13 protein-coding genes are annotated in these 14,799 nt (G+C 39.6%); all 13 read left to right on the top strand.

What is annotated here, in order from left to right:
• Positions 1-28: 28 nt before the first annotated feature.
• The 13 genes from accD (at position 29) to UR08_RS04385 (ending at position 14,799) form a co-directional block, all read left to right on the top strand.
• The gene (gene accD / locus UR08_RS04445; RefSeq protein WP_115752442.1) at positions 29-919 is read left to right on the top strand and encodes an acetyl-CoA carboxylase, carboxyltransferase subunit beta; all 891 of its coding nucleotides are present in this window, start codon (positions 29-31) and stop codon (positions 917-919) included.
• Positions 909-1,865: an acetyl-CoA carboxylase carboxyltransferase subunit alpha gene (locus UR08_RS04440; RefSeq protein ID WP_115752441.1), complete on the top strand. Its 957-nt coding sequence runs from the start codon at positions 909-911 to the stop codon at positions 1,863-1,865. The genes accD and UR08_RS04440 overlap by 11 nt, the downstream gene beginning before the upstream one ends.
• A gap of 277 nt (positions 1,866-2,142) precedes the next feature.
• Positions 2,143-3,102 carry a 6-phosphofructokinase gene (gene pfkA / locus UR08_RS04435; protein ID WP_115752440.1) on the top strand — a complete coding sequence of 320 codons (960 nt, stop codon included), beginning with the start codon at positions 2,143-2,145 and terminating at the stop codon, positions 3,100-3,102.
• Between the two features lie 223 nt (positions 3,103-3,325).
• Entirely contained in the window at positions 3,326-5,083 is a 1,758-nt protein-coding gene (pyk, locus tag UR08_RS04430) for a pyruvate kinase (RefSeq protein WP_115752439.1), read from the top strand.
• Between the two features lie 132 nt (positions 5,084-5,215).
• Entirely contained in the window at positions 5,216-5,584 is a 369-nt protein-coding gene (locus UR08_RS04425; RefSeq protein ID WP_115752718.1) for an FxsA family protein, read from the top strand.
• A gap of 161 nt (positions 5,585-5,745) precedes the next feature.
• Entirely contained in the window at positions 5,746-6,213 is a 468-nt protein-coding gene (locus UR08_RS04420; protein ID WP_115752438.1) for a DUF441 domain-containing protein, read from the top strand.
• A gap of 34 nt (positions 6,214-6,247) precedes the next feature.
• A complete protein-coding gene (citZ, locus tag UR08_RS04415; protein ID WP_115752437.1) occupies positions 6,248-7,372 on the top strand; it encodes a citrate synthase in 1,125 nt (374 codons plus the stop codon).
• A gap of 18 nt (positions 7,373-7,390) precedes the next feature.
• On the top strand, positions 7,391-8,653 hold the full coding sequence (gene icd / locus UR08_RS04410; RefSeq protein ID WP_115752436.1) for an NADP-dependent isocitrate dehydrogenase: 1,263 nt from the start codon (positions 7,391-7,393) through the stop codon (positions 8,651-8,653).
• A gap of 178 nt (positions 8,654-8,831) precedes the next feature.
• Positions 8,832-11,465: a DNA polymerase I gene (gene polA, locus UR08_RS04405; protein ID WP_115752435.1), complete on the top strand. Its 2,634-nt coding sequence runs from the start codon at positions 8,832-8,834 to the stop codon at positions 11,463-11,465.
• A gap of 16 nt (positions 11,466-11,481) precedes the next feature.
• Entirely contained in the window at positions 11,482-12,303 is an 822-nt protein-coding gene (gene mutM, locus UR08_RS04400) for a DNA-formamidopyrimidine glycosylase (protein WP_115752434.1), read from the top strand.
• Positions 12,304-12,314: 11 nt separating this feature from the next.
• A complete protein-coding gene (gene coaE, locus UR08_RS04395) occupies positions 12,315-12,941 on the top strand; it encodes a dephospho-CoA kinase (RefSeq protein ID WP_115752433.1) in 627 nt (208 codons plus the stop codon).
• Positions 12,942-12,944: 3 nt separating this feature from the next.
• Positions 12,945-13,409: a transcriptional regulator NrdR gene (gene nrdR / locus UR08_RS04390; RefSeq protein ID WP_115752432.1), complete on the top strand. Its 465-nt coding sequence runs from the start codon at positions 12,945-12,947 to the stop codon at positions 13,407-13,409.
• A 7-nt stretch (positions 13,410-13,416) separates the two neighbouring features.
• The gene (locus UR08_RS04385; RefSeq protein ID WP_115752431.1) at positions 13,417-14,799 is read left to right on the top strand and encodes a replication initiation and membrane attachment family protein; all 1,383 of its coding nucleotides are present in this window, start codon (positions 13,417-13,419) and stop codon (positions 14,797-14,799) included.

Genomic DNA, 14,799 nt, shown 5'->3' with positions numbered 1-14,799 from the left:
TAGAAAGCGTAGTAGGGAGGTTTCATCTTTGTTAGGCGATTTATTTACTAAACCAAAGAAGAAAAAATATGCAGCGATCCCAGCAGAAGGGGCAAAACACGATGTCCCAGAAGGGATTATGACGAAATGCCCAAAATGCAAAAAGATCATGTACACAAAGGAACTTGAAAAGAACTTAATGGTGTGCAGTCACTGTGGTTTCCATCATCCGATTGGCGCCCAAAAGCGGCTTAGCTATTTAGTGGATGAAGGTTCTTTCAATGAACTGGACGCTGAACTTAGACCAGCTAATCCACTCGGCTTTGAAGATTATATGGAACGTGTGGAAAAAGATCAAGAAAAGACGGGGCTTCAGGATGCGATCTTAACTGGAACAGCAGCAATTGAAGAGGAAAAGCTTGTCATTGCTGTTATGGATTCACGCTTTCGAATGGCTAGTATGGGAAGCGTGGTTGGCGAAAAAATTCTTCGTGCAGTTGAAAAAGCAGATGAGTTAAAACTGCCATTTGTTATTTTTACTGCTTCGGGGGGAGCAAGGATGCAAGAAGGAATGCTTTCGCTCATGCAAATGGCGAAGACATCTGCTGCTTTTAAACGATTCAGTAATCATGGCGGCTTAGCCATTACTGTGATGACACATCCGACAACAGGTGGCGTTTCGGCTAGTTTTGCTTCGCTTGGCGATTTTAACTTTGCTGAACCAGGAGCTCTTATTGGCTTTGCTGGTAGACGTGTTATTGAACAAACCGTTCGTGAAGAATTACCAAAGGATTTTCAGACTTCGGAATTTTTACTAAAACATGGCCAACTTGATGCAGTTATTTCGCGTCTTGAACTAAAAGAAAAATTGCGTTTTGTGTTGTCTGTTCATCACAAAGAATCTGAAGAAGATGAGGAGGGGACTTCCGTTGGCGAATGAGATGGATTTTGAAAAACCAGTTTTAGAACTCCGTACAAAAATTGCAGATCTAAAAGAATATAATGCCAAGTCGGAAGTAGATCTCTCAAAAGAAATCGAAAAACTTGAGCAACGCCTTGAAAAATTAGAAGCGGAAATTTATGGAAATATGACGGCATGGGATAAGTTCCAAGTGGCTCGTCATCCAGAAAGGCCGACAACGCTTGATTATATTCCGTATCTATTTGAAGATTTTATGGAACTTCATGGTGACCGCTATTTTGGAGATGATGCTGCTATTGTTGGAGGGATCGCCAAATATAAAGGGATTCCTGTCACAGTTATTGGACATCAGCGCGGGAAAGATACAAAAGACAATTTACATCGTAATTTTGGGATGCCTCATCCAGAAGGTTTTCGAAAAGCCTTACGCTTAATGAAGCAAGCAAATAAATTTCGACGTCCAATCATTTGCTTAATTGACACAAAGGGAGCTTATCCTGGACGAGCTGCTGAAGAACGAGGTCAAAGTGAAGCGATTGCGCGAAATTTATATGAAATGAGTGATATGAAAGTACCTATCATTTCAATTGTAATCGGTGAAGGTGGAAGCGGTGGCGCTCTTGCGCTTGGAGCAGGAAACCAAATTTTTATGCTTGAAAATGCTGTCTTTTCAGTAATTACGCCAGAAGGAGCGGCAGCCATTTTATGGAAAGATGCAAGTCTTGCTAAAAAAGCAGCTGAATCGATGCGAATTGCTGCAGATGACCTCTATGAACTTGAAATTATTGATGGTATTATTCCAGAGGTTCGTGGTGGAGCGCATCATGATTTAAAAAAACAAGCTGAATTGATCGATCAAACACTTTCGAAGTCTCTTCATGCTCTTATGGCGTTTACAGAGGATCAACTCGTCGAGCAGCGTTATAATAAATTTAAAAAAATTGGGGTTTATGAAGAATCCTAATAAAAAGCGTATTGACCATGTCAATACGCTTTTTATGTATATTTTTTATATTAAATAGTTCATCAAGAACTTTTTTCACAAAACTAATTTGTATAGACCAATTAGTGTTTTTTCTTGTATAAATGAAGCTTTTTTGAAAGTACCAATTTAAAAATGAATGACTTGTTGTTAGAAAAGCTCTGAAAAATGCTGTTCTGAGACTTTCCATTTTCAAGGAATTAGGGTAGAATAGTACCGTGTGATGGAAAAATAATCGTAGTCTGAGGTGGTAGTAAAAATGAAACGTATTGCGATATTGACGAGTGGTGGCGACGCGCCTGGCATGAATGCGGCAGCCCGAGCTGTTGTGCGTAAAGCTATTTATGAGGGTCTAGAAGTTTATGGAATTAATTACGGCTTTCTTGGACTTGTAAACGGAGATATCCACAAACTTGAACTTGGTTCTGTAGGTGACTTGGTTCAACGTGGTGGAACATTCCTATATTCTGCCCGTTACCCTGAATTCGCAACAGAAGAAGGTCAATTAAAAGGAATTGAACAACTCAAAAAACATCAAATTGATGGGCTTGTGGTTATTGGTGGAGATGGCTCTTATCACGGTGCCGAAGCTCTTACAAAACGTGGTTTTCCAACAATCGGAATTCCTGGAACAATCGACAATGATATTTCGGGAACAGATTTTACAATCGGATTCGATACAGCACTAAATACTGTATTAGATGCACTTGATAAAATTCGTGACACTGCAACAAGTCATGAGCGTACATTTATTATCGAAGTAATGGGACGTGACGCTGGAGATATTGCGCTTTGGTCTGGTTTAGCTGGTGGAGCGGAAGCAATTATCGTTCCAGAGCTTGAATTTAGTATGGATGATATCGTTGGTCGCTTAAATAAAGGGCGTGAACGTGGTAAAAAGCACAGCATTATTGTTGTAGCTGAGGGTGTTATGTCCGGCAACGAATTTGCAGAACGCCTTGCGCAATACGGAGATTATCACGCACGTGTAACTGTTCTAGGTCATGTCCAACGTGGTGGAAGTCCAACAGCATTCGACCGCGTGCTTGCAAGTCGTTTAGGTGCTCATGCAGTTGATCTTTTGCTTGAAAATCGTGGTGGCTTAGCTGTCGGAATTCGCGAAAACAAAATTGTTGAAAATGATATTTCAGAAGTGCTCAAAGAAAAACATCATTTAAATGATGATATGCTGAAACTGGCATCTATTCTTTCGATTTAACAAAAAGGTCACTAAAGTGCTTTTAGTGGCCTTTTTCAAGTGGAGTTTTGAAAACTTTTTTTGAAAATAAGAATCATTCTTATTTAGATGAGATCCAAATTCTTAATTTGAGTTTGATTGTTTTTTCACAAACAACTTGTTTCGCAAGGCTGTTACTGGTAAAATGTAGTAGATGTGTTTATAATGTGTATATGAATAGGTAGTTCTAGGAGGAGTAGTGAAGATGAAAAAAACGAAGATTATTTGTACCATTGGACCTGCTAGTGAATCCGTTGATACGCTAGTAAAATTAATTGAATCGGGTATGAACGTGGCTCGACTTAATTTTTCCCATGGTGACTATGAAGAACACGGTGCACGAATCAAAAATATTCGTGAAGCAGCAAAAATTACAGGAACTCCGGTAGCTCTTTTGCTTGATACAAAAGGTCCGGAAATCCGTACAAACGATATGGCAGGTGGAAAAGTAGAATTCTCCGAAGGCGATATTGTGCGGATTGCAATGACACCTGTTGAGGGAACAAAAGAAAAATTCTCAGTTACTTATGCGGAACTTTTTGATGATGTAGAAATTGGTTCAAGTATCCTACTTGATGATGGTCTTATTGGACTAGAAGTAACTGAAAAAGACAACGCCAACCGTGAACTTGTAACAAAAGTTCTTAATCCTGGTGTTTTGAAAAACAAAAAAGGCGTAAACGTGCCAAACGTTTCTATTAATCTTCCTGGAATCACTGAAAAAGATGCAAACGATATTCGCTTCGGTTTAGAACAAGGTATTGACTTCATCGCAGCTTCATTTGTACGTCGCGCTTCTGATGTTCTTGAAATCACTAAGATTCTAGAAGATCACGATGCTACACACGTTCAAATTATCCCTAAAATCGAAAACCAAGAAGGTGTCGATAACATTGACGAAATTCTTCAGGTTTCTCAAGGTTTGATGGTTGCTCGTGGTGACCTTGGAGTTGAAATTCCAGCTGAGGAAGTTCCGATTGTTCAAAAAGAACTGATTAGAAAATGTAATAAGTTAGGGAAACCTGTTGTAACGGCTACTCAAATGCTTGATTCGATGCAACGTAATCCACGTCCAACTCGTGCAGAAGCATCTGATGTTGCGAATGCTATTTTTGATGGTACAGACGCAATTATGCTTTCTGGGGAAACAGCTGCAGGGGATTATCCAGTTGAAGCAGTTCAAATGATGGCGAAGATTGCACTTCGTACTGAAGAAGCGCTGATTACACAAGACAAATTTGCACTTAAGATGCATCCAAATACGGATATGACAGAAGCAATTGGTCAAGCTGTTGGTCATACCGCTCGTAATCTTGACGTTCAAACAATTGTTGCAGCTACGCAAAGTGGTCATACTGCCCGTATGATTTCTAAATATCGTCCGAAATCGCATATCCTAGCAGTTACTTTTAATGAACATGTTTGCCGTTCGCTTGCTCTTTCTTGGGGAGTTTATGCACGCTTAGCTAAGCCTGTACAAAATACAGATGACATGTTTGATCTTGCTGTGAAGGAATCTCTTGATTCTGGTCTTGCTCAACAAGGCGATTTAATCATTATCACTGCAGGTGTTCCTGTTACTGAAAGTGGCACAACAAACTTGATGAAGATCCAATTAATCGGAGAAAAAGTAGTAAAAGGTCAAGGTGTTGGTCGTGAATCTGTTAGCGGAAAAGCGATTGTCGCTAAAACAAACAAAGAAGCACTTGAAAAAGCAGAACAAGGTGGAATTCTTGTTGTCAAAACAACAGATAAAGAAATCATGCCTGCGTTCGAGAAAAGTGCAGCAGTTGTGGTTGAAGAAGGCGGTTTAACAAGCCACGCAGCAGTTGTTGGAATCAACTTAGGAATTCCAGTTGTTGTAGGTGCAAAAGACGCAACTACACTTATCAACGATGGAGAAACAATTACAGTTGACTCTCGTCAAGGTGCTGTCTATAACGGAAAAACAGCAACTCACTAAGAAAAAAGCTTCAGACCCTTCAAGTACAAAAATTGTACTTGAAGGGTCTTTTTTCGTTATGTTTTTTAATTCTTATTAAATGCGTTATAATAAAGGGATAGAAGATAAACTGGAGTTGATGTTTTGAAAAATATGTTTGCGTATTGGGCTGTTTATGGTCTTGTCGAATTGATTGTTTATGTATGGTTATTCCAGTGGATCGGATTTTGGCCGCTTCTTTTAATTCAAATTTTGTCTACTGCTTTTGGTATTTATATGTTTAGAAAAGTTGGTGGAACGCTCTTACGAAATATTTTAGATGGACGAACGGTTGCCCCATATTTGCTTGATACGGTTTGTTTTTTCTTTTCCGCATTGTTCTTTACAATACCGGGGATTTTAACAACTTTAATTGGATTGCTATTATTTATTCCATTTGTTCGACGTCTTATTAAGCCGAAACTTACAAAATGGTTTGCCAAACAAAGCAAACAATCCAATCCCTATTATTTCGATATGTAACAAGCGGGCTCTGTTAGCTCGCTTGTTTCTCCAATCAGTTCATTTGTTTTACTTATAGAGTTTCAGAAATTCTATAGGTTTATTTTATGCTAAATCATATTTTTATGCTATAATATTTTTTATCTTATGGAAATTCCTTAAGGTAGCGAAAGGTGTTCATTATGTTTACAGAAAGCATGCTATTTTTACTACTTTTTTTAGCTCTTGGTGTCCTGGCAAAAAACAATTCATTAATTATTGCAGTCGCAGTTGTGATTATCCTCAAGCTCTTTGCAGGTAACACGAAAGTGATGGAAGTCATTCAATCAAAGGGAATTAACTGGGGAGTTACGATTATTACGATTGCTATTTTGATACCAATCGCAACTGGACAAATTGGCTTTAAAGATTTATTTGATTCGTTTAAATCGCTCGCAGGCTGGGTAGGTTTAAGTGCAGGGATTCTTGTTTCTATTTTATCGAGAAAAGGAGTCGGCTATATGTCGCAAGACCCACAAATCACAGTTTCGCTTGTGTTTGGAACTATTTTAGCTGTTGCGCTTTTCCGAGGCATCGCCGCAGGTCCTGTCATCGCTTCTGGGATTGCCTTTGTAGCGATGCAAGCGATTACGTTTTTCACTACCAAATAACAAGTTCAATGATGCTTTATGAAGGAGGATTTAGATGACAGTTTCTAAAGGGCTTGAAAATGTATATGTTGCAGAGACTTCAATCAGTTCCATTGTGGATGACACGCTCAAATATGTTGGATATAGTATTGATGATTTGGTTGAAAACAATGTTAGTTTTGAAGAAGTCATTTATTTGCTTTGGCATCTCAGATTGCCGAATAAAGATGAATTAGCGAATTTTCAAGTTGAAATTAAAGAACATATGGCTGTATCTGAGACCATCATCACTAGTCTTAGAATGCAACACCATCAAAAATTGCATCCGATGAGTGTACTACGGACCACTGTTTCGATGCTCGGTGTTTTTGATACGGAGTCCGAGCTTGACGACGGAGAGTCGATTTATAAAAAAGGACTGCGTCTACAGGCTAAAATGCCAACGATTGTAGCTGCATTTTCTCGTATCCGTCGTGGTCTAGACCCAATTCCGCCACGTGCTGATTTGAGTGTTGCTGCGAATTTTTTATACATGCTAACAGGAGAGGAAGCTGACCCGCTGTCAGTTGAAGCGATGAATAAGGCACTTGTTTTGCATGCGGATCATGAATTCAATGCTTCTACGTTTACTGCACGCGTTTGCGTCGCCACTCTTTCTGATGTGTATTCAGGTGTGACAGCGGCAATTGGGGCACTAAAAGGGCCACTTCACGGCGGAGCCAATGAACGTGTTTTTGATATGCTCGAAGAAATCGATCGTGCTTCAAGCAACGTAAAAGACTACATACAATATAAAATTGACCAAAAACAAAAAATCATGGGCTTCGGGCACCGTGTTTATCAAAATGGAGATCCACGTGCTAAGCATTTAAAAGCAATGTCACAACTTTTGACAAACGAAACCGAAGAAGAAAAGTGGTACACACTTTCTTGTCAAATCGAGGAAGCGGTTTGGGAGTTGAAACATCTCCGACCAAATGTGGATTTCTATTCCGCATCCGTTTATCATGCGCTCAGGATTGATGTAGATTTATTTACACTCGTGTTTTCTGTGAGTCGTGTTTCTGGCTGGTTGGCGCATATTTTCGAGCAATATCGAGACAACCGCTTAATTCGACCTCGAGCTATTTATGTAGGTCCTGAAGATCGTAAATATTTACCTATTGAAGAACGGATATAAGGAAGGAGTTTCTAAAGTATGGCTGAAAAAATTCAAGTGAAAAACGGGAGGCTTCATACCCCTAATGAACCTATTATTCCATTTATCGAAGGAGATGGGACAGGCCCTGATATTTGGCGTGCTGCAAAGCGTGTGCTTGATGCAGCAGTCGAAAAAGCTTATCAAGGTACACGTAAAATCGAATGGAAAGAAGTTTTAGCGGGCGAAAAAGCATTTAAACAAACTGGTGAATGGTTACCACAAGAAACGCTTGATGTGATTTCCGACTATTTGATTGCTATTAAAGGACCGCTAACAACACCAATTGGTGGCGGGATCCGGTCGTTAAATGTTGCGCTGAGACAAGTTTTAGATCTTTATGTCTGCTTGCGCCCAGTACGTTACTTCAAAGGAGTTCCATCCCCAGTTAAACGTCCTGAAGAAACTGATATGGTTATTTTTAGGGAAAACACAGAAGATATTTATGCTGGTATTGAATTTAAAGAAGGCGGTAAAGAAGCGCAAAAATTAATTCAATTTCTTGAATCGGAATTTGGTGTTAAAAATATTCGCTTCCCTGAAACATCCGGAATCGGTGTTAAGCCCATTTCAAAGGAAGGAACGGAGAGACTGGTTCGTTCAGCTGTTGAATATGCCTTAAAAGAGAAACGCAAATCTGTTACTTTAGTTCATAAAGGTAATATCATGAAGTTTACAGAAGGTGCTTTTAAGCAGTGGGGCTATGAGCTTTGCGAACGAGAATTCAAAGATCAAGTCTTTACATGGAATGAATATGATCGTATTCAAGAAGCAGAAGGCACAGAAGCAGCTGATTTAAAGCAAAAAGAAGCTTTAGATGCTGGAAAAATCCTTATTAAAGATTCGATTGCAGATATCTTTTTGCAACAAATTTTAACTCGACCAGCTGAGTTCGATGTAGTTGCGACCATGAACTTAAATGGGGATTACATTTCCGATGCGCTTGCTGCTCAAGTTGGCGGAATCGGAATTGCTCCTGGTGCCAATATAAACTATCAAACTGGACATGCTATTTTTGAAGCAACACATGGAACTGCACCGAAATATGCTGGACTGGATAAAGTTAATCCATCTTCTGTTATTCTTTCCGGAACTTTGCTTTTAGAACACCTAGGTTGGAGCGAAGCCGCAGAACTCATTACACATTCGATGGAAAAAACAATTCAAGCCAAAACGGTAACTTATGATTTTGCTCGATTGATGGATGGAGCAACTGAACTTAAATGCTCTGAATTCGCGAATGAATTAATCGGAAACCTTTAATATAGTTCGTTTATTCTGGGTTGTAATTTAAATTTTGTTAAATTTTGTACGTATTTTAAAAAGAGCGCGATAACTGTTCGCGCTCTTTTTTCATTTAGACGCTCAAACTATTAATCTCATGCCAAATTATGGTAAAATGTATGCAAGTGAAAACTTGAAAACGAGGAGGATTTTTCCTGTGAGTAAATTAATTTTAATTGATGGAAATAGCATTGCGAACCGCGCATTTTATGCACTTCCGCTTTTAACAAATGAAAAAGGGATTTACACGAATGCTGTATATGGTTTTGCTATGATGTTGAATAATGTACTGGAAAACGAAAAGCCCGATCATGTGCTTGTGGCTTTTGATGCAGGAAAAACAACATTTCGTCACCAAACTTTCAAAGGTTATAAAGGTGGCAGACAAAAAACACCAAGCGAACTCAGTGAACAGTTTCCTTTTATTAGAGAACTGCTCGATGCTTATGATATTCCTCACTATGAACTGAAAGATTATGAAGCAGATGATATTATTGGAACGCTTGCTAAAAAAGCGGAACAAGATAAGTTTGAGACGATTATTATCACCGGAGATCGTGATTTAACGCAATTAGCGAGTGACGATACAACAGTTTACATTACCAAAAAAGGAATCACAGATATGGAGAAAAATACTCCCGAGACTTTACGCGAAAAATACGATCTCGCTCCAGCACAAATTATTGATATGAAAGGGTTAATGGGGGATTCATCAGATAATATTCCTGGGATTCCTGGCGTTGGCGAAAAAACGGCACTGAAATTGCTTCACCAGTATGGTGGTACTGTTGAAAGCGTACTTGATCACGCAGATGAGATATCTGGTAAGAAATTACAAGAAAAAGTGATCGATAATAAAGATTTAGCGCTTTTAAGTAAAGAACTGGCAACAATCAATACGGATTCACCCATTGAAGTGAAGCTTTCGGATACCAATTATTCTGGTTTCCAAACGGAAAAAGTTGTTCCCTTTTTAAAAGAGATGGATTTTAAATCGATTTTGAAAAATTTAGATGGGGAGTCTACAGATGAAGCAGTAGCTGAGGTTGAGAAAATCGATTTTGAAATTGTAACAACACTTACAGAGGCACATTTTGCATCGCCTGCTTCGCTTTACGTGGAGCTTGAAAATGATAATTATCATACAGCTCCTTTCGTTGGCTTTTGTTTGCACTCTGAAGCAGGCACTTTTTTCTTTACGGCTGAAACTGCTCAGAAAAGTTCCGCTTTTAAAAAATGGGCACTTTCAAAAGATAAGACGAAACTTGTTTACGATGCAAAAAAGATCACAGTAGCGCTTCACCGATTAGGCTTAGAAATACAAGGAATAGAATTTGATGTAATGCTCGCTTCTTATTTATTAAACCCTTCTGAAACCATTGATGACTTTGCAAGTGTGGCAAGACAACATGATTTTAGTAATGTCCAAACAGATGAAGCGGTTTACGGGAAAGGGGCTAAATATCAAGTTCCAGAAGAAGCAATTGTAGCAGATCACTTGGCACACAAAGCCGTTGCGATTTTTGAACTTGAAGCGCCTCTTACACGCGATTTAGAAGAAAATGAACAACTAGACTTAATGACAAGTCTTGAATTGCCACTTTCATTTGTTCTTGCTAAAATGGAAATTTTCGGGGTTCGCGTGGATACAGATCGTTTGTTAGAAATGAAAGCCGAACTTGCCGAACGAATTGACACGCTTGAAAAATCAATTCACAGTTTAGCGGGTTATGAATTTAACATTAATTCGCCGAAGCAACTGGGGGTTGTTTTATTCGAAAAGCTTGGGCTTCCGGTGATTAAAAAAACGAAAACGGGCTATTCAACTGCGGCAGATGTGCTTGAAGCGTTATCTGGACAGCACCCGATTATCGAAGAAATTTTAACTTATCGCCAGCTTGGAAAACTTCAATCCACTTATATTGAGGGACTGCTTAAAGTGACGGACAAAAAGACGCATAAAGTGCATACGCGTTTTAATCAAACGCTTGCTCAGACTGGTCGGTTAAGTTCCGTTGATCCAAACTTGCAAAACATTCCTATTCGTCTTGAAGAAGGGCGGAAGATTCGCCAAGCGTTTGTTCCTAGTGAACCCGGCTGGAAAATTTTCTCTGCGGATTACTCGCAAGTAGAGCTTCGAGTACTAGCGCACATTTCAAAAGACGAAAACTTAATTTATGCGTTTAAGCATGATTATGATATTCATACGAAAACTGCAATGGACGTTTTCCATGTTGAGAAGGACCAAGTGGATTCTTTGATGCGCCGTCAAGCTAAGGCTGTTAATTTTGGGATTGTTTATGGGATTAGTGATTACGGGTTATCGCAAAACCTAGGCATTACTCGAAAAGAAGCAAAGGCATTTATTGATCGCTATTTTGAAAGCTATCCAGCGGTTCATGAATACATGCATGAAATTGTACGGCAAGCAAAAGAGACCGGGTATGTGGAAACGATCTTGCATCGTCGCCGCTATATTCCGGAGATTACGAGTCGTAACTTTAATGTTCGTAGCTTCGCTGAGCGTACTGCGATGAATACACCTATTCAAGGAAGTGCGGCTGATATTATTAAAAAAGCAATGATCTTGATGAGCGAACGGCTAGAAAAAGAAAAATTACAAGCTCGCTTACTTCTTCAAGTGCACGATGAACTGATTTTTGAAGCACCTGAAGAGGAAATTAAAATACTTGAAAAAATTGTACCAGATGTGATGGAAAATGCGGTTACGCTTGATGTGCCGCTCAAAGCGGATGCTGCATTTGGTGACACTTGGTATGATGCGAAATAAAAGGAGTTAAGTAAACATGCCAGAATTACCAGAAGTCGAAAATGTACGAAAGACGTTAAATGAACTTGTTGTCGGAAAAAAAATTGATCGTGTTTCGGTGGGCGTTCCTAAGATGATTGTAAATGGGGATCCTGATGAATTTAAATTGGCGCTTGTTGGTGAGGAGTTTGAAGCTGTACGCAGACGTGGAAAATTTTTAGTTTTTGATTTAACCAACTGCTCTTTGCTTTCTCATTTGCGGATGGAAGGAAAGTTTCGCTTAAACGAGGATACGGACGAAGTAAGCAAACACACACATATTCGTTTTCATTTTACGGATCATACCGAACTGAGATTTTTAGATGTTCGCAAGTTTGGCACGATGGAATGGATTAAAAAATACGGAGAAGCTGATACAAAATCTATTTTAAAACTTGGACCGGAACCTTTTCCTGGAAGTTTTGAACTCGCACCTTTCCGTTCTCGCTTGAAAAAGTCAACTCGAGCAATTAAAACGATTTTACTCGATCAAAAATTAGTGGCAGGAGTTGGGAATATTTATGCGGATGAGATTTGTTACCGGGCAAAAGTATTACCAAATCGGGCCGCGAACTCGCTTTCAAAGCTCGAAGTAAGTCGGGTCTATGAGGAAACGATGGCGATCATGGAAGAAGCGGTTGCACTTGGTGGCTCAACGATTCGAACATACGTGAATTCGCAAGGAGAATTAGGGCGCTTTCAAGAAAAGTTAGTGGTTTACGGCCATGAAGGCGAACCTTGTCCGACTTGTGGAATCTTGATTGAAAAGATTAAGTTAAACGGTCGCGGCACACATTTTTGTCCGCATTGTCAAAAATAGAGGTGAAGAAAATGGGATTCACACTGGGGCTTACGGGAAGTATTGCAACGGGAAAATCTACGGTTAGCAAAATGCTTGTAAGCGCTGGGATTGCAGTTATTGATGCTGACATTGTAGCACGAAAAGTGGTTGAAAAAGGAACAGTTGGGCTTAAAAAAATTGTTTCTTGCTTTGGAACAGATGTGCTTTTAGATGGAGAATTAAACCGTGCAAAACTTGGGGAGATTATTTTTCATGATGAAGCGAAACGCGAACAACTAAATGAGATTGTTCATCCGCTCGTGCATGAAGAGATGCTAAGTGAACGTGATCGCTTGTTTCGTGCTGGTGAGTCGATTGTTGTCCTCGATATTCCACTCCTCTATGAAAGTCAGTTAACAGATCTCGTTGACCGGGTGCTTGTCGTTGCGACAACAGAAGAAATTGAGCTTTCTCGTTTGATGGCTCGAAATGAACTTTCGAAGGAGGAGGCTCTTGCTCGGATCCGTGCCCAAATGTCTATTAACAACAAAGTAAAACTAGCTGATTTTGTCGTGGATAATAATGGAACAAAACAAGAAACCGAGAAACAAGTAAATGAATTTTTACACGAACTTAAAAGGCATGGTATAATAGAGCGAAATGATGGGAGTGAATGAAATTTGAAATGTCCGTCTTGTAAATATAATGGAACACGAGTTGTGGATTCACGCCCAGCAGATGATGGGAATTCGATCAGAAGGCGACGCGAATGCGAAAAATGCGGCTTCCGATTTACAACTTTCGAAAAGGTGGAAGAAAGTCCGCTGATTGTTGTAAAAAAAGATGGAGCACGTGAAGAATTTGCACGAGAAAAGGTTCGTCGTGGTTTAATTCGTGCCTGTGAAAAAAGACCGGTAAGTATTGAACAATTGGAAGATATTGTTTCGGAAGTGGAACGGGAACTGCGTGCACTTGGTGAAAGTGAAATTGATTCCGATTTAATTGGCGAAAAAGTGATGGATAAACTTGCAAAGCTTGACGAAGTTGCTTATGTGCGTTTTGCTTCAGTATATCGTCAGTTTAAAGATATTAATGTGTTTGTCGATGAGCTGAAGGAGTTAATGGACAAAAACAATAAAGGGTGAGAAACACTTGACTGAATTTTGGATGGAATTACGACCTGTTGATGGGTATAAGGTAAAGGCAGAGGGTGTTGTTACAGAATTTGATCGCAAAGTGCTGCTTAAGCTGTATCAGCCACTCATGGGAGCAAATGCTTTATCTCTTTATTTTTCTTTGCTCGAAGAGGTGGAGGAAAATAAACTTTGGAGTAAAGCAAAACCTCATTCACAGTTACTCACGGTGCTTGGAGTCTCACTTGAAGGTTTTTTTGAAGCGCGCCTAAAACTTGAAGGACTTGGTCTTGTGCGCTCTTATAAAAAGGCAGAACTTGAGGATCAAACTTTTGTTTATGAACTCTTGGCTCCGCTATCGCCGAGACAATTTTTTGAAGATGGACTCTTAAATATTTATTTATTTAGCCAAGTGGGGCATAAGCGTTATCAAGAATTGCAACAATTATTCGTTGATCAAAAATTTGATTCCACTGGTTATAGTGATGTGACAAGAAACTTTCAGGATGTGTTTGAGCCATTTCGTGGCGGCGACAAAACGCCTGAAATCCCTGATGAAACTGAATTTGTAGAAGCAAAAGCGGCAATGGAAATCCAACTTGATTCAAAAGAGTTTGATTGGACTTACTTTTACGAGCTTCTTTCTCCAAACATGTTGAGTCGAGAGCAAATCACTGAGCCTGTTAAAGATACGATTTTAAAGATGCACGCGATTTATCAAGTAGGAGAAAGCGATATTCCTTCTTTTTTGTATAGGTCGCTTGATGCACGCGGGGTCATCCAGCTTGAACAACTTCGGAAAATTATACGGGAAAGTTATCAATTGAAACATCATGACTTGCCTAAATTGTCTACGAAGCAAAGAGCGGAACCTGTTCGCGATGGGACACAGTCCAAGTCGGAAGTGAATGATGAAGAAGCTCTTCAAGTTTATCTGGAGAGCGTGACTCCTTTCCAACTTTTGATTGATATTGCGGATGGTGCTGAACCGGCTGAAACGGATTTACGTGTGATCGAAGAAGTCATGACTAAGCAAAATTTACCGCAACCAGTTATGAATGTACTGATTGAGTATGTTTTGCTAAGATTGGATGGGAAAATTTCGCGAAATTACATGATGACCATCGCGGCGCACTGGAAACGGAAAAACGTGAAGACGGCGAAGGAAGCCATGGAGCTTGCACTTGCTGAGCACGAAAAATATAAACGACTGCAAGAGGAACCCGAGGAAAAAAGAAAGTTCAACCGGGCGTCGCAGTTTTCCAGTAAAAAACGAACTGAGGTTTTGCCGGATTGGTTTGATAAAGAAGAGACTGAGCCGGCCAAAAGCGAGTTGTCGGACCGTGAAAAAGAAGCGCTTGAGGATCAAGTGAAACGAATAAAAAAACAATTGAAAAGGTAG

It is taken from the genome of Listeria kieliensis, assembly GCF_003369925.1.
GTDB lineage: Bacteria > Bacillota > Bacilli > Lactobacillales > Listeriaceae > Listeria > Listeria kieliensis_A.
This window is presented reverse-complemented; position numbering and strand designations above follow the sequence as displayed.